This is a genomic window from Kribbella sp. NPDC002412 (assembly GCF_053592935.1).
The window spans coordinates 177563-200590 of the sequence record NZ_JBSFBL010000008.1 but is presented as its reverse complement, the minus strand read 5'-3'; the positions used below and the strand labels follow the sequence as shown (position 1 = coordinate 200590).

23 protein-coding genes are annotated in these 23028 nt (G+C 69.5%); 11 read left to right on the top strand and 12 right to left on the bottom strand.

The window, feature by feature from the left end; genetic code table 11:
* Nucleotides 1-103 precede the first annotated feature (103 nt).
* Nucleotides 104-1267, top strand: coding sequence for an MFS transporter (locus tag ACWCOV_RS09660; protein WP_449828806.1), 1164 nt, complete (start codon nucleotides 104-106; stop codon nucleotides 1265-1267).
* Here the strand turns inward: ACWCOV_RS09660 and ACWCOV_RS09655 are convergent.
* On the bottom strand, nucleotides 1242-3503 hold the full coding sequence (locus ACWCOV_RS09655) for an FdhF/YdeP family oxidoreductase (RefSeq protein ID WP_449828805.1): 2262 nt from the start codon (nucleotides 3501-3503) through the stop codon (nucleotides 1242-1244). The two genes, ACWCOV_RS09660 and ACWCOV_RS09655, sit on opposite strands and share 26 nt — an antisense overlap.
* A 356-nt stretch (nucleotides 3504-3859) precedes the next feature.
* On the opposite strand from ACWCOV_RS09655, the gene ACWCOV_RS09650 reads away from it, so the two are divergent.
* From ACWCOV_RS09650 to ACWCOV_RS09640, 3 genes are read left to right on the top strand one after another with little or no spacing between them, the layout of a single operon-like run.
* Entirely contained in the window at nucleotides 3860-4591 is a 732-nt protein-coding gene (locus ACWCOV_RS09650) for a 3-hydroxybutyrate dehydrogenase (RefSeq protein WP_449828804.1), read from the top strand.
* A gap of 16 nt (nucleotides 4592-4607) precedes the next feature.
* Nucleotides 4608-5909, top strand: coding sequence for an MFS transporter (locus tag ACWCOV_RS09645; RefSeq protein WP_449828803.1), 1302 nt, complete (start codon nucleotides 4608-4610; stop codon nucleotides 5907-5909).
* 17 nt (nucleotides 5910-5926) lie between these two features.
* Complete coding sequence (locus ACWCOV_RS09640; RefSeq protein WP_449828802.1) at nucleotides 5927-7693, top strand: helix-turn-helix domain-containing protein; 1767 nt, start codon at nucleotides 5927-5929, stop codon at nucleotides 7691-7693.
* A 3-nt stretch (nucleotides 7694-7696) separates the two neighbouring features.
* Here the strand turns inward: ACWCOV_RS09640 and ACWCOV_RS09635 are convergent, their stop codons facing one another.
* From ACWCOV_RS09635 to ACWCOV_RS09595, 9 genes are all read right to left on the bottom strand, one after another.
* Entirely contained in the window at nucleotides 7697-8608 is a 912-nt protein-coding gene (locus ACWCOV_RS09635; protein ID WP_449828801.1) for a type II secretion system F family protein, read from the bottom strand.
* A gap of 1 nt (nucleotide 8609) precedes the next feature.
* Entirely contained in the window at nucleotides 8610-10562 is a 1953-nt protein-coding gene (locus ACWCOV_RS09630) for a VWA domain-containing protein (RefSeq protein WP_449828800.1), read from the bottom strand.
* Nucleotides 10559-11935, bottom strand: a complete 1377-nt coding sequence (locus tag ACWCOV_RS09625; RefSeq protein ID WP_449828799.1) for a CpaF family protein — start codon at nucleotides 11933-11935, stop codon at nucleotides 10559-10561. The genes ACWCOV_RS09630 and ACWCOV_RS09625 overlap by 4 nt, the downstream gene beginning before the upstream one ends.
* The gene (locus ACWCOV_RS09620; protein ID WP_449828798.1) at nucleotides 11935-13077 is read right to left on the bottom strand and encodes an AAA family ATPase; all 1143 of its coding nucleotides are present in this window, start codon (nucleotides 13075-13077) and stop codon (nucleotides 11935-11937) included. The genes ACWCOV_RS09625 and ACWCOV_RS09620 overlap by 1 nt, the downstream gene beginning before the upstream one ends.
* A gap of 10 nt (nucleotides 13078-13087) precedes the next feature.
* Nucleotides 13088-13900, bottom strand: a complete 813-nt coding sequence (gene cpaB, locus ACWCOV_RS09615) for a Flp pilus assembly protein CpaB (RefSeq protein WP_449828797.1) — start codon at nucleotides 13898-13900, stop codon at nucleotides 13088-13090.
* 25 nt (nucleotides 13901-13925) lie between these two features.
* The gene (locus ACWCOV_RS09610) at nucleotides 13926-15038 is read right to left on the bottom strand and encodes a TadE/TadG family type IV pilus assembly protein (RefSeq protein ID WP_449828796.1); all 1113 of its coding nucleotides are present in this window, start codon (nucleotides 15036-15038) and stop codon (nucleotides 13926-13928) included.
* A complete protein-coding gene (locus tag ACWCOV_RS09605; protein WP_449828795.1) occupies nucleotides 15026-15430 on the bottom strand; it encodes a TadE/TadG family type IV pilus assembly protein in 405 nt (134 codons plus the stop codon). Before ACWCOV_RS09605 ends, ACWCOV_RS09610 begins: the two co-directional genes overlap by 13 nt.
* A 17-nt stretch (nucleotides 15431-15447) precedes the next feature.
* The gene (locus ACWCOV_RS09600) at nucleotides 15448-15618 is read right to left on the bottom strand and encodes a Flp family type IVb pilin (RefSeq protein ID WP_449828794.1); all 171 of its coding nucleotides are present in this window, start codon (nucleotides 15616-15618) and stop codon (nucleotides 15448-15450) included.
* Between the two features lie 81 nt (nucleotides 15619-15699).
* Nucleotides 15700-15885, bottom strand: coding sequence for a Flp family type IVb pilin (locus ACWCOV_RS09595; RefSeq protein ID WP_449828793.1), 186 nt, complete (start codon nucleotides 15883-15885; stop codon nucleotides 15700-15702).
* A 273-nt stretch (nucleotides 15886-16158) separates the two neighbouring features.
* Here ACWCOV_RS09595 and ACWCOV_RS09590 point away from each other — a divergent pair, with 273 nt between their 5' ends.
* The 6 genes from ACWCOV_RS09590 (at nucleotide 16159) to ACWCOV_RS09565 (ending at nucleotide 20335) form a co-directional block, all read left to right on the top strand.
* Entirely contained in the window at nucleotides 16159-16857 is a 699-nt protein-coding gene (locus ACWCOV_RS09590) for a prepilin peptidase (RefSeq protein WP_449828792.1), read from the top strand.
* Between the two features lie 83 nt (nucleotides 16858-16940).
* Entirely contained in the window at nucleotides 16941-17588 is a 648-nt protein-coding gene (locus tag ACWCOV_RS09585) for a response regulator (protein WP_449828791.1), read from the top strand.
* Nucleotides 17589-17752: 164 nt separating this feature from the next.
* Nucleotides 17753-18418, top strand: a complete 666-nt coding sequence (locus ACWCOV_RS09580; protein WP_449828790.1) for a response regulator — start codon at nucleotides 17753-17755, stop codon at nucleotides 18416-18418.
* A 69-nt stretch (nucleotides 18419-18487) separates the two neighbouring features.
* Nucleotides 18488-18877 carry a winged helix-turn-helix transcriptional regulator gene (locus tag ACWCOV_RS09575; protein ID WP_449828789.1) on the top strand — a complete coding sequence of 130 codons (390 nt, stop codon included), beginning with the start codon at nucleotides 18488-18490 and terminating at the stop codon, nucleotides 18875-18877.
* Nucleotides 18874-19476, top strand: coding sequence for a DUF2064 domain-containing protein (locus ACWCOV_RS09570; RefSeq protein ID WP_449828788.1), 603 nt, complete (start codon nucleotides 18874-18876; stop codon nucleotides 19474-19476). The genes ACWCOV_RS09575 and ACWCOV_RS09570 overlap by 4 nt, the downstream gene beginning before the upstream one ends.
* A gap of 685 nt (nucleotides 19477-20161) precedes the next feature.
* Nucleotides 20162-20335, top strand: a complete 174-nt coding sequence (locus tag ACWCOV_RS09565) for a hypothetical protein (RefSeq protein ID WP_449828787.1) — start codon at nucleotides 20162-20164, stop codon at nucleotides 20333-20335.
* 51 nt (nucleotides 20336-20386) lie between these two features.
* Here ACWCOV_RS09565 and ACWCOV_RS09560 read toward each other — a convergent pair whose 3' ends face one another.
* Nucleotides 20387-20941, bottom strand: a complete 555-nt coding sequence (locus ACWCOV_RS09560) for an NUDIX hydrolase (protein WP_449828786.1) — start codon at nucleotides 20939-20941, stop codon at nucleotides 20387-20389.
* 107 nt (nucleotides 20942-21048) lie between these two features.
* Nucleotides 21049-22329: a zinc-dependent metalloprotease gene (locus tag ACWCOV_RS09555; RefSeq protein WP_449828785.1), complete on the bottom strand. Its 1281-nt coding sequence runs from the start codon at nucleotides 22327-22329 to the stop codon at nucleotides 21049-21051.
* A 248-nt stretch (nucleotides 22330-22577) separates the two neighbouring features.
* On the opposite strand from ACWCOV_RS09555, the gene ACWCOV_RS09550 reads away from it, so the two are divergent.
* A complete protein-coding gene (locus tag ACWCOV_RS09550) occupies nucleotides 22578-23003 on the top strand; it encodes a molybdenum cofactor biosynthesis protein MoaE (RefSeq protein WP_449828784.1) in 426 nt (141 codons plus the stop codon).
* Nucleotides 23004-23028: the final 25 nt, after the last annotated feature.

The window sequence follows — 23028 nt, the reverse complement described above, 5'->3', positions numbered from 1 at the left end:
GTGACTATCAAAAGACACTTGACCGGTCACAGGCATTCTCCGTACAGTCGATCTCGCGTGACTAACCATACCGCTTTAGATAGTCACGCAGGAGGAGGTCGCCATGAGCATCGCAGCCCAAGCGGTTCGTCCACGGCTGCCGGGCGCGGTGTGGGTGCTGGTGGTGGCCCGGGCCGTGAACCGGATCGGGGCGTTCACGTTGCCGTTCCTCGGGGTGGTGCTCACGGTCGAGTTCGGCGCCTCGCTCAGTGAGACCGGGCTGATCCTGGCCCTGTTCGGCGCGGCGACGATCCCGTCCCGGCTGCTCGGCGGCCAGTTGGCCGACCGGCTGGGCCGTCGCCGGACGATTGTCCTCGGCCTGACCGGCTGTGCCGCAGCGCAGACCTGGATCGCTGTCTCCAGCCAGCTCTGGTCCGCGATCCTCGCCACCCTGCTGCTCGGCCTGGTCTTCGAGATCTACGAACCGCCCAGCCAGGCAACGATCGCCGACGTCACCGAGCCCGCTGACCGACCAGCGGCGTACGGCCTGCTCAGCGCCGCGATGGCAGCCGCCGGAGTCCTCGCCGGTCTCCTGGCCGCGGCCTTGAGTCACTGGGACCTGCGGTGGTTGTTCGTCGCCGACGCCGCCACCTGCGCAGCCTGCGCGATCCTCGTTGCCCGCGCGCTACCGGCCGACGTACGACGAGACAGTGAGCGAGCGTCCGTGACGGCGGTGTGGCGAGACCGCCGGCTGCTGCTCCTGCTTGCCGGCGGCACAGTCTTTGCCACCATCTACATGCAGCTGGTGATCGGCATACCGCTCACCCTGCTCGAGCAGGGCCTGCCGAAGTCCGGCACCGGCTTCATCCTCGCCGTCTCGGCAGTCACCCTGATCGTTGCCCAACGCCTGCTCCGCGTGCAGCATCTCGACGACTTCCGTGCGCTGACGATCGGCTATGTCCTGGTAGCCGTCGGTCTCGCGGTGAGCGCGTTCGCGCAGAGCCTGACCGTCTTCCTCGCAGCCACAGTGCTGTGGAGCCTAGGCGAGCTGTTCCTGCTGACCCGCTACCTCACGCTGGCCTCGGGGCTCGCGCCCGACCACGCCCGCGGTCGCTACCTGGCCGTCTTCGGGCTCAGCTGGGGGATCGCGACCGCGATCGCGCCGCTCACCGTGACGCGCCTGCTGGAGTCCTTCGGACCCGAAGGGCTCTGGCTCGCCAGTGCGGCGACAGCCGTCGTACTCGCTGCGCTGCAGCCGTGGTTCAGGACGAGACTGGCTCCAGCCTGACCGTCAGACCCTTGGCGACCGGGGTGTTGCTGCCCTTGGCCAGGTCGTCGGCGGACATCAGGACGTTGGTCTCCGGGTAGTACGCCGCCACGCACCCGCGCGCGGTCGGGTAGGAGACCAGCCGGAAGCCGGCGGCCCGTCGCTCGACACCCTGGAACTCGCTCACGATGTCGACGTACGCACCGTCCTGTAACCCCAGCTCGGCCAGGTCGTCCGGGTTCACGAAGACCACCTCGCGAGTCCCGTGCACGCCGCGGTAGCGATCCTCCAGCCCGTAGATCGTGGTGTTGAACTGGTCGTGGCTGCGCATCGTCTGCAGCAACAGCCGGCCCGGCTCGGTCGGCAGCCAACTGAGGTCGTTCGCGGTGAACTGCGCCTTCGCGTCGGACGTCCGGAACTCGCGCCGGTCCCGCGCCGCGTGCGCCAGCAGGAACCCGCCCTCGTTCGCTCGCAGCCGGTCCTCGAAGTCCTCGTACCCGTCGGCCACCCGCCCGATCCGCCGCCGGATCAGGCTGTAGTCGTCGGCGAAGTCCGCCCACGGGATCTCACCGACGGTCGGTACGACGGCCTGCGCGAGCCCGCAGATGATCCCGATCTCCGACTTCATCTCCGGCGCCGGCGGGATCAGGTTGCCGGTGGACAGGTGGACCGCGCCCTGGGAGTCCTCGACCGTCACCGACTGCGGTCCCGCAGGCGTGTGGTCGTGGTCGGTCCGCCCGAGCGTCGGGAGGATCAGCGCCTCACGACCGGTGACGGTGTGCGAACGGTTCAGCTTGGTCGCGACGTGCACGGTCAGGTCGCACTGCCGCAGTCCGCGGTGCACGACCTCGGTGTCCGGCGTCGCGGACGCGAAGTTCCCACCCATCGCGACGAACACCCGGACCGTCCCGTCCCGCAGTCGCTTGACCGTGCCGGCCGCGTCCACACCGTGCTCGCGCGGCGAGCAGACCGCGAACTCCCGGTCGAGCCGGTCCAGGAACGTGTCCGGCATCTTCTCCCAGATCCCCATGCTGCGGTCGCCCTGGACGTTCGAGTGCCCGCGCACCGGGCATGGGCCCGCGCCGGGTTTGCCGATGTTCCCCTGCAGGAGCAGCACGTTGACGATCTCGCTGATCGTCGCGACCGCCTCCCGGTGCTGGGTCAGGCCCATCGCCCAGCAGATCACCGTCGCCTTGGACGCGATGAACCGCTGCACGAACTCCTCGATCTCGGTACGGCGCAGCCCGGTGGCCAGCTCGACGGCCGGCCAGTCGAGGTCTGTGTTGTGCTTCGCGTAGAGCTCGAAGCCGCTGGTGTGCGAGTCGATGAACGCCTTGTCCAGCACCGTGCCCGGGTTCGCCGCCTCGGCCTCCAGCAGAAGGTGGCCGACGGCAAGGAACAGCGCCTGGTCGCCGCCGATCCGGATCTGCAGGTGCTGGTCGGCCAGCGGGGTGCCCTTGCCGACCCAGCCGCTCGCGCGCTGCGGGTTCTTGAAGTTCATCAGGCCCGGCTCGGGCAGCGGGTTGACCGAGACGATGGCGGCGCCGTTGCGCTTGGCGATCTCCAGGTGGCTGAGCATCCGGGGCGCGTTGGTGCCCGGGTTCTGGCCGACGACCACGATCAGCTCGGACTCTTCCAGCATCTCCAGCGTGACGGCGCCCTTGCCGCTGCCGATCACCCGGGTCAGCGCCGTACCGGAGGACTCGTGGCACATGTTCGAGCAGTCCGGCAGGTTGTTCGTGCCGTAGGCGCGGACGAAGAGCTGATAGAGGAACGCGGCCTCGTTGCTGGTCCGGCCGGAGGTGTAGAAGACGGCGTCGTTCGGGTCGTCGAGGCCCTTCAGGTGCCGTGCGACGACCTGGAACGCCTCGTCCCAGCCGACCGGCTCGTAGTGGGTGGCGCCGGCCCGGAGCAGCAGCGGCTCGGTGATCCGGCCGAGCTTGCCGAGTTCGAACTCGGAGATCTGGTTCAGCTGGTCGACCGAGTGGCTCGCGAAGAAGTCCCGCGGCACCCGTTTGCGGGTGGCCTCCCAGGCGACCGCCTTCGCGCCGTTCTCGCAGAACTCCGCGGCGTGCTTGCGCTTGTGGTCCGGGTCCGGCCAGGCGCAGGACGGGCAGTCGAAGCCGCCGTCCTGGTTCATCTTCAGGAAGACCTTGCCGGTCCGGACCGGGCCCATCTCGCGGAAACCGAACTTGAACGACGAAAGCACCGCGGGGACGCCGGCGGCCTTCTTCTTCGGCTGTTCGATATCGACCATGTTTCAACCATAAGGTCCAGCTATCAGCCGCGCCGGTTTCGATAGCTGTCGTCAGTGAGTCCGATGGTCTGGACGCCGCCGCGGCCGGTTGTGGACAGATTCCTCGACAGTGTGACCCGACCGTCCTACGGTAACCGGAAAGCGCTTGCCGTAATCGTCTCGTGAGTACCGGGTCGAGGTCGCCCGGCGGAACACGGCGTACAACCAGGCCGTCGTACCCGGGCTTCTACCTCGCCTCGGACACCGACTGGTCGAAGGTCCCGCTGCCCAGGTAGTCCGTGGTCACATACCCAACCGGTCACTTGTGTGAGTTCATCCCATGGCTGGGGTAGCACCGGATTCCTAAAGTCTCCGGCATGGCTACCCCACGTCGTGCTCTTGTCACCGGTGCTGCGTCCGGCATCGGGGCCGCGTGCGCCCGGCGCCTGGCGGCTGACGGCGTACAGGTCGTCGCGGTGGACTACGACGCTGCCGGACTCGAGGCGCTTGAGGGCGTGGAGACGGTCGTAGCCGACTTGGCCGACCTGGAGCGGCTGCCGGAACTGCCGGCGGACGTGGACATCCTCGTGAACAACGTGGGGGTCCAGCAGGTCGCACCGATCGAGCAGTTCCCACCGGAGCGGTTCAGCTACATCGTGCGCCTCATGCTCGAGTCGCCGTTCCGCCTGATCCGTCAGTCGCTGCCGCACATGTACGGCGCCGGCTGGGGCCGGGTGGTCAACATCAGCTCCGTGCACGGGCTGCGCGCGAGCCCGTTCAAGGCGGCGTACGTCGCGGCCAAGCACGGGCTGGAGGGGCTCAGCAAGGTGGTCGCCCTGGAGGGTGCGGCCCATGGAGTGACCAGCAACTGCGTGAACCCGGCCTACGTCCGTACGCCGCTCGTCACCGCGCAGCTCGCGGACCAGGCCGCCACGCACGGCCTGACCGAGGCCGAGGTGCTGGAGAAGGTCATGCTCGAACCGGTCGCGGTGAAGCGGCTGATCGAGCCGGACGAAGTGGCGGAACTGGTCGCGATGCTCTGCGGCCCGGCGTCCGCCTCAATTACGGGGAGCTCGTTCGTACTCGACGGCGGCTGGACCGCCCACTAGCTCAGGAGAGCCCGTCATGACAGCAACACAACCGGTCCAAACCCGGACGCCGATCGTGCGGGTGGTCGGCGCGAGTCTCGTCGGCACGACCGTCGAGTGGTACGACTTCTTCCTGTACGGCGTGGCCGCGTCGGTCGTGTTCGGCGAGCTGTTCTTCCCCAAGGGCGAGGAGCTCACCGGCACGCTGCTGAGCTTCGCCACCTTCGCGGTCGGCTTCTTCGCCCGCCCGATCGGTGGAGTGGTGTTCGGCCACTTCGGTGACCGGCTGGGCCGCAAGAACCTGCTGGTGCTGTCGCTGCTGATGATGGGCGTCGCGACGTTCGCCATCGGCCTGCTGCCGACGTACGCGCAGGTTGGTGCGCTCGCTCCGATCCTGCTGACCGTGCTGCGGCTCATCCAGGGCTTCGCGCTCGGTGGTGAGTGGGGTGGCGCCGTACTGATCGTGTCGGAGCATGGTGATCCGGCACGGCGTGGCTTCTGGGCGTCCTGGCCGCAGGCAGGTGCTCCTGCGGGTCAACTGCTGGCGAACGGCGTACTGGCCGGCCTGGCCGCTTTCCAGTCGGACGCGGCCTTCAACTCGTGGGGCTGGCGCATTCCGTTCCTGCTGTCCGCTGTCCTGGTGCTGGTCGGCCTGTGGGTGCGGCTGCGGATCGAAGAGTCGCCGGTCTTCAAGGAGGCACGGGCCAAGCAGCAGCCGTCCGACAAGATGCCGCTGCTCGAGGTGATCACCCGCTACCCGCGTGAGGTGCTGACGGCCATGGGTGCGCGGATGGCGGAGAACGTCAGCTACTACATCTTCACCATCGTCATCGCGACGTACGCGAAGGAGCAGTTGGGCTTGGGCAAGTCGTTCGCGCTGAACGCCGTACTGATCGGTGCGGCAGTGCACTTCTGCGCCATCCCGCTCTGGGGCGCGCTGTCCGACCGGGTCGGTCGGCGGCCGGTGTACCTGATCGGCGCCTTCGGGGTGGGGATCTGGGCGTTCGTCTTCGTCGCACTGGTCGACACGAAGAACTTCCTGCTCGCCACGCTGGCCGTGACTGTCGGCCTGGTGCTGCACGGTGCGATGTACGGTCCGCAGGCGTCGTTCTTCACCGAGCTGTTCGGCACCCGGGTCCGGTACTCCGGTGTCTCGGTCGGCTACCAGCTCGCGTCGATCATCGCGGGTGGTCTGGCGCCGTTCATCGCGGTCGCGCTGCTGAAGGCGTACGACTCCGGCTACGCGATCGCCGTGTACGTCGCAGTCTGCGCAGCCATCTCCGTGATCGCGGTGACGTCGTACTCCGAGACACGCAAGCGGGACCTGACCACGGTCTAGGTGGCATCATCGCCACCGTGGAGGAGCTTCTGCGGCTGCTGGCCGAGGACGCGCCAGGGAGCGAGCTGGCCCGGGCGGCGGGGGAGGACTCCGCCGCCCGGGACCTTGCGCTGCGGATCCGGACCGGCATCGACGCCAGCAAGAAGCGCGAGACCGAGCTGTCCGCCCTGGTCGACGTCGCGCGCGAGCTCGCCTCCACCCGCGACCCGGGCCGGGTCCTCGACACCATCGTCCACCGAGCCCGCACGCTGCTCGGCGCGGACGTGGCCTACCTGACGCTGTACGACGACGCACGCGGCGACACGTACATGCGAGCGACAGACGGGTCGGTGTCGGCCGCCTTCCAGCAAGTCCGGCTCCCGCTGGGCGCCGGACTCGGCGGTCTGGTCGCGGAGACCTACAAGCCCTACTGGACCGCGGACTACCCCTCCGACCGGCGCTTCCGGCACACCACCCACATCGACGACGCCGTCGGCGAGGAGGGGCTGGTCGCCATCCTCGGTACGCCGCTCATCGTCGACGGAGCGTTCGTCGGCGTACTGTTCGCGTCCAACCGGACCCGCCGGCCGTTCAGCCGCGAGGAGGTGTCGCTGCTCGGGTCACTGGCGGCACTCGCGGCCGTGACGATCGTCCAAGTGCGTGCGGCGGCCGAGACCGCGGCCGCACTCGACCAGCTGTCCGAGGCGCACGCCGGGACCGAGCACGCGGCCGCTGCGCACGACCGGTTCGCCGACATCGTGCTGTCCGGCGGTGACGTCGACGCGATCGCCGCCGCGCTGGCCGAGCTCCTCGAGGTGTGGGTCGTCGTGGTCGATGCGGTCGGCAACGAACTGGCGGTCGCCGGCTCGCCGGACCGGTCCGCCGTACCGTGGCAGGAATCGGAGTCCGGCCGGTTGACCCGGGTCGGTGACTGCTGGGTGGTGGCCGCGACCGCCAAACGCGAGCGTCTCGGCGCACTCGTGATCGGCGGCGTCGACGACCTGTCCGGCGCGGACCGGCGGATCGTCGAGCGCGCCGCCGTGGTGACTGCCCTGGTGCTGCTGTTCCGCCGTCAGGCTGCCGAGCAGTCCCAACGCGCCCAGGCCGACCTGTTGGCCGACGTACTGAGTGGCAGTGCCGACCCGAGGACACTGACCGACCGCCTCCGTTTGCTGGCACCGAACCGTCGCCACGACCGCCTCGTCGTAGCGGTCTGCCGTGGTGACCACTCCGCCGTACGGGCTCGGCTGTCGGCGCCGCTGGAGGACAAGCTGGTCCTCTCTGGACCGTACGGCGGTGACTTGGTGCTCCTGGTCGCTCGGACGGACGCGCCGACCGCTGCACGCGAGTTGGCCGAGGCTGCGAAGCGGACTGGCGTCACGATCGGCGTCACCGGCCCGGCAGCGTGGGGAGACCCAGTCGTCGAGGCACACCGGCAGGCAGTCCATCTCGTGACCACCATGCAGCGACTCGGCCGCACCGGCGAGTCCGCGACCCCGGACGACCTCGGCGTCGCCGGCCTGATCGGTGCCGCCGAGGTCGACGTACGGGCTCACGTGCAGCACATCCTCGGAGCAGTGATCGAGTACGACGACCAGCGCGGGACGGACCTGGTCGGGACCCTTCGGGCGTACTTCGCCGCCGGCCAGAGCCCAACCAGAGCCGCCACCGCACTCCACATCCACCCCAACACCGTCCAGCAGCGCCTCGACCGGATCACCGCCCTGCTGGGCGACGGCTGGCAACAACCAGACCGCGCCCTGGACCTCCAGGTCGCCCTCCGCCTCCGCACTGCCCTCGGCTGAGGCCTACTTCCCGAGCAAGACCTCGGCGATGGTGATCACGCCCGGGCCGATGATGACGATGAACATCGACGGGAACAGGCAGAACACCAGCGGGAACAGGATCTTGACCGGCACCTTCTGCGCCTTCTCCTCCGCGCGCGTCTTCCGCCGCAACCGCATCTCCTTGGCCTGCTCGCGCAGTACGTCCGCGATGGTGATGCCCAGTTCGCCGGCCTGGATGAGCGCCGACACGAAGGCTCGCAGCTCGGGCACCGTCGTGCGGTTGGTCATCGCCCGCAGGGCCTGCGGGCGCGTCGTGCCGATCTGGGTCTCCTGCAGGACTCTGGCGAACTCAGCAGCCAGGGGACCGCGGGTGTTGCGGGCGACCTGCGACATCGCCGCGTCGAATCCGAGACCGGCCTCGACGCAGACCGTGAGCAGGTCCAGGGCATCCGGCAAGGCCTTCTGGATCTTCTGCTGGCGCTTCTCGCCGGCGTTGTAGAGCAGGATGTCGGGCAGGAAGAACCCTGCGGTGACGCCCACAGCGGTTGCGACGATGAGCATGCCGATGCTGCGCAGCCCGTAGACGGCGCCGAGGCCGCCGAGGATGAACAGGCCAAGGCCTTTCGCGGCCAGGATCCGGTCGGGTGTCCACCCCGAAGGGTTGCCCGCGAGGTCGAGCCGGCGTTGCAGCTTGGCGGCCACGCCCGTCGGCGACAGGCGCACTGCCAGGCCTCGCAGCCAGCCCGGCAGGGCCGCGAACGGATCGCGTTCCGGCTGGGCCTCGGCTGATTGCCGGGTGTAGTGGCTGTCGATCGTGGCGAGTGCGGTGGCGACACCGCCCTCTGCGGGTCGAGCGGCGATGCTGATCACGGCCAGCACGATGGCGAGGCCGAGGGCGGCGAGTCCGCCGATCAGGAACACGGTTGTGGTCATGTCACGCCTCCACCTTGACCAGTGCGCGGATCCAGAAGGCGCCGACGACGATCAGCCCGGCGCCGCCGGCCACCATCATCAGACCGACCGGTGTGTTGAACAGCGGACTCATGTACTGCGGTTTCGTCAACGTCATCCAGACGCCGAGCACGATCGGCAGGCAGACGATGATGTAGCCGGACAACCGGCCCTCGGCGCTCAGGGCGCGGACGTGCCGCCGGGTCTGCGCGCGTTCGCGCATGGTGTCGACCGTGTTCCGCAGTACCTCGGCCAGGTTGCCGCCGACCTCCCGCTGGATCCGGGTGGCCATCACGACCCAGCGCAGGTCCTCGCACTGCATCCGGGCGGCGACGCGGTTGAGCCCGTCCTCGAGCTCGACGCCGATCCGGGTCTCCGCCAGCGCACGAGAGAACTCGGCTGCGGCCGGTTGCGTGCCGTCGCGGACGACGGCGTCGACGGCTTGCGCCAGCGAGAAGCCGGAGCGAAGCGATCCGACGATCAGCTGCAGTACATCGGGCAACTGCTCGCTGAACGCGGCGCGGCGGCGGGCGATGCGGATGCTGAGGAACACGTGCTGCGCGAGCCAGCCCGCGGCGAGCCCGATCGGCACACTCAGCAGCGGATGCAGGCCGACGAGCATCACCGCAACCGCCAGTGCGGCGCTGCCGCACAGGGTCAGCACTGCCCACTCGGCCGGCGTACGTTTCACGTCGGCGAGATCGAGCCGGCTGGCGAGCCCTTGCTCTGCTCCGCTGGAGCGCAAGGCCTGGCCCACGACTCCGATCGCCGTCTGGGCGGCAGCGCCCTCCGACGCGCCCTGCTGGTGAGCATCCTGGCGAGGTCCGTAGTGACTGACCTGCTGGACCAGGCGTCGAGCGGTGTCGTCGCGTGCGCCCTGCCAGCGCAGGAGGATCACAGCGAGCAGCACCACTAGGAAGACACCGCCGAGTAGGGCCAGGCGCTGCCAGGACCAGACGGGCTGTTGGGCTGGCTGCGCCGCGTTGGACGGCGCCGGTGTGGCCTTGGCAGGCGGCGGCGTCACAGCGGCAAAGGTCACTGAGCTCTTCGCGCTGACCGAACCGATGGTGACCCGCAGCGTCACCTGCCGACCGGCGAGCTCGCCGGGTACGTCGAAGTCGACCTTGGCGCGTGCCGTGAAGTTGCGCGCCACCGCAGCGAACGCTGCCGTCAGCTCACCGGCGTTCTGGGCGGCGAAGATCCGCCCACCCGCGGCCGACGCGATCTGCTGAGCAGCTGACGCGTCACCACTGCCGTACCGGAAGGCGACCACATCGGCAGGGATGCGATCGGCCCTCAGCTGACTGGTGACCGACCTCAGCGCGGCCTTGCTGGACGTGTCCACGCCATCGGACAGCACGACCAACCTGCGCTGAGCTGTCGGGCCGAGCCGCGCGGCGTCGAGTGCCGCGATCCCTGCGCGGACCGCGTCGTACAGAGCGGTGTCTCCGACGGCTTGGACTCGAGCCAGCGCGTTCCGAACCGAATTGCGGCTCGTCGTGGGCGCGACGACCAGTCGCGGCCGGTCGGAGAAGGTGAGCAAGCCGGCCTGTACGTCGGCCGGCAGGCTGGCGAGGTAGCTCAGTGCAGCCTGACGCGCGGCCACGATTCCGGTGCCGGCCATCGAGCCGCTGGTGTCCAGCACGATCATCACCGCGCGCGGCGGAGCCGTGGTGGCCTTCGTGCTGCTGAGCGGAGTCACGCGGACCGGCAGTGCGGTGCGGTCGGCGTGGACGCGTACGGTGCTCGAGTCAAGCCGTCCGGAGACGTTGGCAGTGGTCAGGACGAAACCGGCCTTGCCGGGGCTGACCTGGACGGAGTCGATGCGAGCGGACGGATCGCCGTCCGCGTGCGCGGTGGCCGGCAGAACGGCCGCGAGACCCACCACCACGACAGCCAGCAAGGAACGCAGTGACCCGGTCATCGTCCTGGTCATCGCGCGACCTCTTCCAGGCCGAACAGCCGCGGCGGCAGGTAGATGCCCTGGTCGGCGAGCCGGTCGAGGAACCCCGGGCGCAGGCCGGTGCCGCGCAGCGCGCCCCGGAACCGGCCGTGCTCGTCGACGCCGGCGTGGAAGTCGAACAGGAACAGGTCCTGCAGCGTGACGACCTCGCCCTCCATGCCGTTCACCTCGGTGATGTGGGTGATCCGGCGCGATCCGTCCTTGAGCCGGGCCTGGTGCACGATGAGGTCGATCGCGGAGGCCATCTGCTCGCGGATCGCCCGCTGCGGCAGGTCCACGCCGGCCATCAGCACCATCGTCTCCAGCCGGGACAGCGAGTCGCGCGGCGCGTTGGAGTGCACGGTCGTGATGGAGCCGTCGTGGCCGGTGTTCATGGCCTGCAACATGTCCAGCGCGGCGCCGTCGCGGACCTCGCCGATGATGATCCGGTCCGGGCGCATCCGCAGCGAGTTGCGCACCAGATCCCGGATCGCGATCTCGCCCCGGGCCTCGACGTTCGACGGCCGGGACTCCAGCCGCAGCACGTGGTCCTGCCGCAACTGCAGCTCGGCGGCGTCCTCGATCGTGACGATGCGCTCGTCGTCGGGCAGGAACGAGGACAGCACGTTCAGCGTCGTCGTCTTCCCGGAGCCGGTGCCGCCGCCGATCAGGATGTTCAGCCGGCCCCGCACGCAGGCCTGGAGCAGGTCGGCGACCGGGCCGGTCAGGGTGCCGAACGAGATCAGGTCGTTGACGGTGAACGGGTCGTTCGAGAACTTCCGGATCGTGAGCAGCGAACCGTCCAGCGCGATCGGCGGTACGACGGCGTTCACCCGGCTGCCGTCGGGCAGGCGGGCGTCGACCATCGGACTGGCCTCGTCGACGCGGCGCCCGATCCGGGCGACGATCTTGTCGATGGTGCGCCGCAGGTGGCTCTCGTCGGTGAACGCGGCGTCGACCGGGACCAGCCGCCCGTCGCGCTCGACGTAGATCTGGTCGTGGCCGTTGACCATGATCTCGGAGACCCCGGCATCGCGCAGGTAGGGCTCGAGCGGGCCGTGGCCGAGGATCTCGTCGGCGACCTCCTGCGCCACCCGGGCGCGGTCGGAAACAGTCATCGGGGTGTCGTCGCGTTGCAGCACTGCCTGCAGGGTCTGCGTGACCTTCTGCTCGAGCTCGTGCTGATCGAGGTGGGCGTCGTACAACTTGGGGCCCAAGGTCTCGAGCAGTCCCTGGTGCACGCTGCGCTTCACGCCGGCGAACGGGTCCGCGTTCCGGGCTGCGCGGCGCGGCACCTCAGGAGCCGGAGCGGGGACAGGCCGGACTGCCGGGCTCTGCCGCTGGGCCAGCCGTTCGGACAGGTTCATCATCGCCTCCCCGCGCCACGCCGTACCGCGAAGGCCTTGTGCCGTGCCGGCGTGGTCAGGCTCAACAGGCGCTCGCGGGCGAACCGGGTGATCGCCTGGCTGACCGGATGCGCCGGCGTCGCGATCACGATCGGCGTGCCCTTGTTGATCGAGATCGGGACGTTGCGGCTGGACGGCACCTGCGCGCTGATCGTGCTGCGCACCACGCGCTCGACGTCGCTCGCGGAGAGTCCGACCTTCGCGTCGGAGCGGTTGAACACGATCGAGCGGATATCGCGTGAGTAGGACAGCAGGTCGAGCATGTCCAGCGTGATCCGCATGTTCTTCAGCGCCGGGGTGTCCGGCGTGGTGAGCAGCACGTGGTGGTCGGAGGCGTCCATCGCGGTCAGCACGTGCTCGCTGAACTGGGCCGGGGTGTCGACCACGACGAAGTCGAACATCCCGCGCAGTACGGCGAGCAGCTCGCCGACCAGCGTGGCCGGGATCTTCTCGGCATCGCCCGGTGCGACCGGCGCCAGCAGCATGTCCAGCCCAGGCCGGTACGGCGTCAGCAGCGAGGCGGCCCCGGTCGTGTCGAGATGGCCGGCCATCGGCAACGCATCGCTGATCGTGCGCACCGGCTCGACCTGGACGTTGATCGCCACGTCGCCGAAGGCCAGGTCGAGGTCGAGCACACACACCCGCTGGTCGGCGGCGGCCAACGCGGCGGCGATGTTGATCGCGAAGGTCGTCTTGCCGCAACCGCCTTTGGCCGCGAACACGGTGACGACCTTGCCCTGCGGTCCCTGCGCCGGCTCGTCGATCGCACGTACGTGCCCCGACAGCGCCCGGGATCGGTCGCAGGCCGCGAGCAACGCGGCGTCATCGCCGGCGGCGACGACTTCACGGACGCCGGCTCGCAGCGCCTCGGTGAGCAGGTCGACGTCGACGTGCCGCCGTACCAGGATCACGCCCACGGCCGGCCGGTCGATCCGCAGGTGCGCGGTGAACCTGAGCGCCTCGTCCTTCCCGGTGTCCGGGCCCACGACGACCAGATCCTCGGCGGGGTCGTCGATCAGGGCGCGCAGCGCGGTGTCGAGGTCGTCGACGGTGCTTGCTGTCGTCTCGCCGGGCCAGGCGGCCAGTTGGCAGAGGATGGTCATCGCGATCGCCTCACTTCTTCTTCGCCGCGGGCGGGAACATCGGCACGACGTGGTCGTCGGGCGTGACCTTGGCCGACGGACCGAGCAGCGCCAGGTACGGCAGCGCTGTCTGGGTCAGCAGGATCAGGCGCTCGGCGTCGTCCTGGCTGACGGCGAACGTCACCAGCGTCTGGTCGGTCTGGGCAGCGGCGGATCGCTGCGACACGCTGCTGTTCTTGGAGTCGTCCTGCTGCGTCGACGCCGCCGGACCCATCGCGATCACTCGCACCTTGGGCACCACGACGCCGGTCTTGCCGACGCCGCCCTTGCCGACCTGCTGCTTGTGCGGTCCGGTGCAGTTCGGCTGCGCGCTGACCTCGCCGGAGGAACCGGTGACCACCGTGCCGAACACCGCGACCTCGGACCCGACCCGGACGTTGCCGGCGACGAGCTCCGGCGTGCAGAGCGTGATGGTGACCGCCACCTTGCCGTCCGGAATCACCAGCCCACCCGGGGCTTGCGCGGTGTCCACCAGCATCGACTTCAGGATCACCTCGCCGGGGAGGAGGTCGGTCGAGGTGACCAGAGCCTCCTGGGCGGCGGTGAGCTCCGCGACGGCCTCGGTGGACACCGAGGAGGCCGGCAGCGTCTCCTTGCGCAGCGACGACTTCGCGTCACTCACCTTGGTTCCGGACGGAATCGCCTTGTCCGCAACGAGAACGGTGACCGCCTGCTGCCCCGCCACCGCGCGGGCGTCCGCGTTGTTGACGTAGACGAGGACGGCGAGTGTTCCGAGCACGGCCAGCGCCACCGCCATCACGATGGTCAAAACCCGACGTTTCATGGCTTTCTCTCTTCCGCCGGCGGTACTAGCCGGCGAGCTTGATGGCGGTGGCGCCGAAGTACGTGCCGCCGCCGATGGTCGTGGACATCGGCACGAGTGCCTGGGTGAAGTGCCCGAAGATGCAGGACGGAGTCGTCTTCCCGTTCGGGCAGTCGGCCTTGCTGAACGGCGACGGGATGTGGTCCTTGAGCGGGTTCATGTTCGCGTAGCCGGTCAGGACGAAGGCGGCGAGCCCGACCAGGTGGTACGTCGCGCCACTGCCGGATCCCGTCGTCGTGTCGAAGATCGGGATGAAGATCGGCGCCCCGCTCGCGACGTACGACGTCAACGTGTCCTGGCACGCCTGGGAGATGTTCTTGCCCGGGTCGCTTCCGGTGACGTAACCGCTCTGCGTGAGGTCGACCTCCGCCGTACAGTCGCCGGTGTCGGTCAGCCAGCCGAACTCACCGGGGCGGCTCAGGCCGGCGCACGTGGGCGCGTTGGGCGCGTCGCGGACGAAGATCCTGACATCGGTGCCGAAGGACGGTGGGGTGCCGCCGGTGGCCTGGGTCCAGGCGCACAGCGACAGCGTCATCGCCAGCGACTTCGAGGCCTGGATCGCGGGTCCCCAGCTCGCACGGGCACAGGCGAGAACAGTGTCGCCTTGGTAGCCGGCGTTGCCGGTGATTGCCCTGGCGAACACGGGTGGCAGCAGCGAGGAGCCGCCGGTGGTTCTGGTGGCGGTGTGGACGTCGACGTAATTCGTGCCTGCCGCTGGCGCGGTCGGGCAGTCGACGATGGTGCCGGCGGATGCCGGGCATCCTGGCAGACCGCCGTTGACGACGTCGCGGCCGCAGACCAAGGTCACGGCTGAGATGCCGTCCTTGGCGTTCAGGTTCGCGTAGGTGGTCGCCGTACCGGGGTCGCAGCCGGGCCCGACGACGCAGCTCTTCGCGACGGCGAGCGAGCCGGCGTCGGCGCCGTTCTGCAGCCCGGCGCGCTCGTGGTAGACCATGCCGACGTCGATGACCAGAGCGGCCATCCCGAGCAGCACGCCGCCCCCGAACAGGACGCTGACCACGATGCCGATGGCACCTCGGTCCTCGGCGCCGAGCAGCCGCTTCATCGGCCGGACGAGCCGCTCCACTAGGTCTCGCATGGCATGACTCCGTTCGCGGTCAACGTGACCTGGCCGCTCAAGCCGTTGCCGCCGACAAGGCTGACGATGTTCCCGAAGCCGGGGGTGAACGCGAAGCTGTAGCTGGTCTGCACACTGCCGCTGCTCGCTGGGCCGGCGCCGACCGGACAGGCCGACTGGATCGCCACACCCACGGGGCTCAGCCCGGTCGCGGCGGCCTGCGTGCGACTCGCCACGTTCGGCTGGCCGAGTGCGACGAGCCGAGCGCCCTCGCGGGCTGCCTGGGTCAGAGTGATCTGCGCGTTGAGCATCCGGCCGAAGTCGACGATGCCCAGCACGACCAGCAACAGCAGGGGAAGCAGAAGCGCGAACTCGACAACAGTCGCGCCGCGGTCCCCTCGTGTGGGCCACATGAGTTCTCCCGGTGGGTTCAGAAGCTGCCGATGACGGCCGTGTACAGGTCGGCGATCGCCGGGCCGAACATGATCAGCGCGGGAACGACGACGATCGCGATCAGCATCAGCAGCAGGCCGTACTCGACCATGGCCGCGCCGCGGTCGCCGCGGGCGACGTTCTTGCCGAACCGCATGAGCTGACGCATCAGGACTCCTCGTTGGGTGGGGTGGTTGCGGCCCGATGTATCCGGCCGGGCCGCACCACCCACAGTGGATCGGCAGACCGCTCAGAGGCTGTTGGTGACGTCGGTGAACAGCTGGGCGATGGCCGCGCCCAGCGGGCCCGCCGCGGCGGCCACGATGACGGCGATCAGGGCGACCAGCAGGCCGTACTCGACCATGGACGCGCCGCGGTCGTCGCGACGGAGCTGCTTGGTGTAGGTCTGCACGAAGGTGACCAGGTTCTGACGCATGTGGAACTCCTCCTTCAAATGGCGGGCCTTGAGTCCCACCGTCTGGTCGAGCGGCTCGGTGCCGCTCGCTACCGGAACAGTGCGGGATCGTTGCCTCGTCGCGGCATCGGGCGATCGGCCAGAACGCGATGGACGATGGGACGACAGCAGGTGACTGGGGTGTCAGCCGATCGGCCGACACCGTCGGCCGGACGGCCGGGCTCCGCCGCCGGTCGGCCAGTTCTGCCGCCGGCTGGTTCTGCGGCGGGTATGCGCGCGGTTAGCTTCACCGGTATGAACCTCACCTGGACAGTCGCCGGCGGTGTGCTCGGCTTCGCCGCGGGCATGGGCCTGCGCGCCACGGTGTTCCGGCTGTCCGTGGCAGTCGGCGAACGCACTGCGTGCCCTCGCTGCGGCACACCCATCAGCGCACGTGCTCGCTGCACAGGCTGTCGCAGCTGGTACGGCGTACCGCTCGTGCTCGAGCTGGTCACGGCCACCGTGCTCGCCTTGCTGTTGTCGCGGTTCGCCGGCCTGCCCGATGCGGCCGCGTTCGCCTTCATCGGGGCTGTCGGCGTGGCGCTGGCGGCTGTCGACCTCGCCGTACAGCGACTGCCCGACCGACTGACCCTGCCGCTCTATCCAGGCCTGCTCGCGCTCTTCGGACTGGCGGCCCTGATCAACGGGCAGCCGGCTCAGCTGCTTCGTGCACTGCTCGGCGGGGTGGTGCTCGGTGGGGGCTACCTGGTGCTTGGGCTTCTGAGTCGCGGGCAGCTCGGCGGCGGCGACATCAAGCTCGCCGGCGGTCTCGGCATTGCGCTCGGCTGGCTGGGGTGGTCGACCCTGTTCGTCGGGGCCGCCCTGGGCTTCGTACTGATGGGTGTCGTCAGCGTGGTGCTGCTGGTCGCTCGCCGGGTCACGTTGCAGCACGCTCTGAGCTTCGGCCCGTTCATGCTTGGCGGGGCGCTGGTCGCCGTACTGACGAGTGCTTGAGAGTCCCGCGGACTAGGGTCCAAAGTCCCTAGTCGACCCGTGTCGTCGTTACCTACTGTGACGAGGACACGGGGAGGTTGACTATGAGTCACCAGATCAGGATCGTCGTCGTTGACGGTCACACGCTCACGCGGTTCGGCCTGCTCGGCCTGGTGAGCGCACAGCCCGAGCTGCTGGTCGTCGGCGAGACGGGGCTGGGCTCGCAGGCAGCTGGGCTGGTTGCGGACACCCAGGCCGATGTCGTCGTCCTCGACACCGCGCTGCCGGACGTGGACGGGCTGACGATCGCTCGCGAGCTCCGCGATCGGTACGCCGGGCTCGGCATCGTGCTGCTGACGTCCAACGGCGAGGACGACGTGCTGTTCCGGGCGCTGGAGATCGGGGTCTCGGCGTTCGTGCCGAAGACTGCTCCGGCGGCCGAAGCGGTCGCCGCGATCCGGCATGCGGCCGTGGCGGCCGGCTCGTTCATCGCGAGCGGTCTCGGCCCTGCTGTCGCTCGCCGGCAGGTCGTCAGAACCGTGCTGAGCCCGCGCGAAGCCGAGGTGCTCGCGTTGCTCGGCCAAGGCTTGTCCATCGCTGCCATCGGCGCGGCGATGTACGTCAGCCACTCGACGGCCAAGACGTACGTCGCCCGGCTGTACGAGAAGCTCGGCGCCTCCAACCGCGCCCAGGCCCTGATGACGGGTCTGCAGCTCGGTCTGCTCCGGCAGGATCTACCGGCTCCGGCCTGACGTTCGTCGGGAACTTGGTTACCAAGCGCTCAACCAACTGGGTGTAAAGCACCGGGGCGAATTCCGTAACACACTGTAGGTGTTCTCCGATCACAGTGACAGCAGGTGACATTCAGAGCTTCTCCAGCTGGGGGATCGAGGAGCGAGTTCACGGGGGACCGACCATGCAGAGCTCGATCACAGTCGTCGTCATCGACGGCCACACGCTGACGAGGTACGGGCTGATCCGGCTCGTCGGCTCCGACGCCGACATCACCATCGTCGGTGAGTGCGCCCTCGCCGCCGAGGCGCCGGCTCTGGTCGCGTCCACCCGCCCGGACGTCGTCGTACTCGACGTCGCGCTCCCGGACGCCGACGGGCTCCGGCTGGCCCGTGACCTCCGCGACCGGCACGCCGAGCTCGGCATCGTCGTACTCACGGCTCAGGCCGAGGACGACGTGCTCTTCCGGGCGCTGGAGACCGGCGTCTCCGCCTTCGTCGGCAAGACCGCCCCGAACACCGAGGTCCTCGGGGCGATCCGGCACGCCGCCGTGGCCGCCGCCTCCTTCACCGCGACCGGCCTCGCCCACGCGCTGGCCCGCCGCGGGAACGTCGCCGCTGCTCCGGGGGTCGTGCTGAGTCCGCGCGAGTGCGAGGTCCTCGCGCTGCTGGCAACGGGGCTGTCGGTGCCGGCGATCGCGGGCACGATGTTCGTCAGCCTCTCGACGGCGAAGACCTACGTGTCCCGCGTCTACGACAAGCTGGGCGCGACGAACCGCGCCAACGCGATCATGACCGCACTCCGACTCGGCCTGATCAAACCGGAGCTCAGCGCCTCGACCGTTGCCTAGGGCACTGCATCGTTGCTTGGAGAGTTACTCTCTGCGGGGAAGTACGCCCTGAGGAGTGTGAGGAGAGCAATGCCCACGCGTATCGCCGCCGCGGGCCGGGAGTACGACGCCTTCCTGGCCACCTGCCCGGCCCGGCAACTGCTCGACCGGATCAGCGACAAGTGGGTGACCCTCATCATCTCCGCCCTGGCCGACGGCCCACAGCGGTACTCGGACCTGTCCCGCCGGATCGCCGGTGTCAGCCAGAAGATGCTCACCCAAACCCTTCGCTCCCTCGAACGCGACGGCCTCCTGACCCGCTCGGTGACCCCGTCGGTCCCCGTACGCGTCGACTACGAGCTGACCCCACTCGGCCAGACTCTGCTACCTCTCATCGCCGCCATCAAAAGCTGGGCCGAGTCCCACCTCCCAGACGTCGCGGCCGCCCGCACCCAGTACGACGTGGACGTGCCAGCGTGACCGACCGACGCGTGGTCGTGCTGGTGGTGCCCGCCGCAGGCACCTGGGCACCACCCGGCCGCGACCCGGAAGCCTGGCGTCTCGCACTCGCAGAGGACACCTACGAAGTACTCGCTGCACTGGACCGCGTCGACGTAGCGGTGGCCGTCTCCGGTGGCGACGACGCTGCGGTGGCAGAGGTAGCAGCCCTCACCTGGCCGGGCACCCCTGTCTTCGCGGTGGACACCGTCCTTGACGCCGTGGCCCTCGTCGGCCCGGCCGCAGCGGTGGTCGCCGTCAGCCACGACGTACCCGATCTACCTGGCCTCCTCATCGGCAAGCTCTTCCGTGCCCTCAGCACCGCCGACATCGCAGTCACCCCCGCCGAGGACGGCACCCTCGCCGCCATCGGCGTCAACGTCCCGACTGCAGACTGGGTCACCACCGCCGCCCCCACCTTCGACACGACCCTCGCCGACCTCGAGTCCCGCAAACCCCGCCGCCACGCCGTCGCCATCGGCCCCGGCTGGCACCGTCTGCGATCGCCCGCTGACCTAGCGCGACTGGATCCCGGCCTCGAGGGCTGGGACGCCACAAGATCCATACTTCGTCACCCCTGACCCGTCACCTTCCTTCTCCCCGCTCGTTCACCAGGCAGCGGGACTTCTGGGGGAAGCCCCCGCCAAGGTGTCGATGCCGTTCAGGGGCGGTACCCGACACCCCGGGGGATTCCCACCGGGGGACGCAACACGTGTGCACGCCGGCGGGGGCCGGCAAGCACACGGGGGTCGACACGCCACGGGGACGGGAGTGCAGTAGCGCGGGGGGAGCAACAAGGTGTACGTCGGCACGGGGGCCGACAACCACCCAGGGGGACGTGGACACCACAGGACCAGCACGGGGGATCGCAGTACGCGGCACGGGGGACGCAGTACGACGGGGACTCGCGGGGGACGCAGTACGCGGGGGCACGGGGGATTGCAGTTCGAGGGGATCACGGGGACGCAGTACGTCGGGGAACGCAGTAGGACGGGGGTCGCCGGGGGGAACTGCAGCACGATGGGGGAACGTAGTGCACGGGTTCGCGGGGGAAGCGAGGCACGCGGTCAGCGGGGGAAGCCAGGCACGCGGTTCACGGGGGAAGCCAGGCAGCGAGTTGGCGGGGGATGCAAGGTGCGGGATCTCGGGGGAGGCAGTGCGGGGATCTCGGGGGGAATGCACGGGGTATATGAAGGTCGCGGGGATGGCAGGTCGCGGGGTGGGGGAAGGTAGGCGGCAGGTGCTGAGGGGCGCCTGTCTGGTGGCGTGCGGGTCGGCTTGAACCGGCCGGCCCGCGGCCACGACCACCCACCAGAGCCGTGCAGAGGTGACGAGCGCGACCGGCCGGGCGCACGCGGACCGATGGGCAGTTCCTGGGTCCTGCTCGGCAGTTGCCTGACCCTGATCGGCAGCTGCCTCATCCTGATCGGCCTGGCCTAGTTCGTCGTACGCCTGCCGTCCTGGGCGTGGGCAGGTAGTTGCTGCTAGCTACTAAGCCGAGCGTGTTGGACGAGCGAGGCGGTGGCGGGTTCTGGTGACCAGGTCTTGGACGCTGTGGTCCACGTCCGGCAGTGCGTCCATCGGGAACCAGGCGAGGTCATGCGACTCCTCGCTCACCACGTAGTCAGTCCCAGCCGTCGCAGTCACCAGAAACTGGACATCCAGGTGGTACGCGCCCGCGCATCCACCAGCCAGCAGCTGGTGGCGCGAGAGCTGTACCGGGCTCGGGTCGATCGACAGGCCCGTCAATCCAGACTCCTCAGTCGCCTCCCGCAGAGCGGCGCCGGCGAGCGTGGTGTCACCAGCCTCGCAGTGCCCGCCGAGCTGCAGCCACTGGCCAACTGTCTTGTGCAGCGTCAACAGCACCCGACTGCCGGACGCATCCACGACGAGCGCGCTGGACGTCACATGCTCCGGCCGGCAACTCCGCCACATCCCGTCCGCCTGCTCCCTCAAATGCCGCAGATAATGCGCCCGCAACTCCCCCTGCCCCTCATCCGGCGCACGCCACCCCTCCAACGTCTCCACAGCATCCCCAACCAACACGCCGCCAGTCTCCCCCATCCCAAACCCACACCCCACCCCCCACCCGCGCCGAAACGTCGTACGGCGCCCGGGTCCTGGGGACCGGGCGCCGTACGGGTCGAGCTGGGTTATTTGGGGGTGTCGGGGTTGTCGTCTTCGTTGGGGAGGAAGTCGGTGATGTCGATGTCGGCCAGTTCGCCGGCGTGCTGGGCGAAGCCGATGGGGTCGTCCAGGTCGGAGGCGCTGGGGAGGAGATCGGGGTGGGACCAGAGCTCGTCGCGGCCTTCGACTCCGCGGGCGTCGCGTACGGCGGCCCACAGGTTGGCGGCGTCGCGCAGGCGGCGCGGCCGGAGCTGGAGTCCGACCAGGGTCGCGAACGTCTGCTCGGCCGGACCACCGGCTGCCCGGCGACGGCGTACCGTCTCCGCCAGCTGCACCGCGGCGGGCATCCGGTCCTTGGTCGACTGCCGTACCACGTCGTCCACCCAGCCTTCGACCAGCGCGAGCGCGGTCTCCAGGCGGACCAAAGCTGCCTTCTGCTGCTCGGAGTCCTCCGGCTCGAACAAGCCGCCCGCGAGGGCTTCCTGCATGGCCTCCGGGTTCTGCGGGTCGATGTCGGCCATCGCTCGCTCGATCTTACCGGTGTCGACCTCGATGCCGGACGCGTAGTCCGCAACGGCCGCGAGCACGTGCTGGCGCAGCCACGGCACCCCCGCGTACAGCCGCTGGTGAGCGACCTCACGCAGCGCCAAGTACAGCCGAACGTCCTCGTCGGCCAGCCCCAGGCCCTCCGCGAACTTCGCGACGTTGTCTGGGAGCAATACAGCCTGCCCGGTCGGCCCGAGCGGCAGCCCGATGTCGGACGAGCTCACGACCTCGCCGGCCAGCTCCCCGAGCGCCTGACCGACCTGCGCGCCGAAGATCGAGCCGCCGAGCTGCCGCAGCATGCCCGCCATCGGCCCGGCCAGCTGCTGAGCCTCGGCCGGAAGGGCGTTGCCCATGGCGCCGGCGACGTGCTCGGCGACCGGGTCGACAATCGTCTGCCAGACCGGCAGCGTGTTCTCGACCCACTCGGCCCGGCTCCAGGCCGCGGACGTCGTGGACGCCTCCGGCAGCGTGGTCGCCTCGTCCAGCCAGTGCTCGGCGAGCCGGACGGCGTCGGCCACCCTGTCCGAGTCGGTCGGCGTGATCGATCGGTCCCCGGCCGCGGACACGGTCCTGCGGGCGATGTCCTTGGCCAGCTCCCAGTTCACCGGCTTCCCGTCGCCGGAGCCGCTGAGCAGCTGCTGGACCTGCGCGAAGATCGCGTTCAGGTCGGGAGCGCCACCCGCGCCGGCCGCACCGGAGAACTGCTGGAACATGGCCTCGAACGGAGTTCCCTTGAACGGGTTGTCCGGTTCGTCGCTCATCGGAGTGGGCCTTCCTGTGCGGGTGGGGCGTACTACTCCAACGTACTGGTTCCACCCGCCGGTTCCTCCCCCGGCGAACGCATTACCCCTCTACTTCGCCCCTGGCAGACCCCTGACTTTCCCCCGACCCCGCGGCCGCGGAGGTCGCGGGGTGGTCGGCGTACGGCGTGGAGACCGGGGTGGGGGAGAATTGTGGGAGTCGGGGACGGATTGTGGTTGGGTGGGGACTCTGGCGGGAGGAGGGACGGATGAGCGGCGCGATCAGGTTGCTGGACGTGCGGGACGGGATGCTGTCCTGCGATGAGGTGCTGGCCGCTGTCGCGGATCCGACCGCCGGCGGCACTGCTCTTTTCATCGGCACTGTGCGCAACCACGACCACGAGAAGCCGGTGGACCGGCTGAGCTACGAGGCTCACCCGGATGCACTGAAACACCTGCAGACGGTTGCGGAGCGTGTTTGCGAAGACTCCGCGGTGACGGCGCTGGCCGCCGTACACCGGACCGGGGACCTGAAGATCGGGGACGCCGCGGTGATCGTGGCGGTGGCCGCGTCGCACCGCGATGCCGCGTTCGCCGCCTGCCGGCGGCTGATCGACGATCTCAAGGCCGAGGTCCCGATTTGGAAACACCAGCACTTCAGCGACGGTGCCAGCGAGTGGGTCGGCGCTCACTGACACGTACTCTGGGCGCATGAAGGTG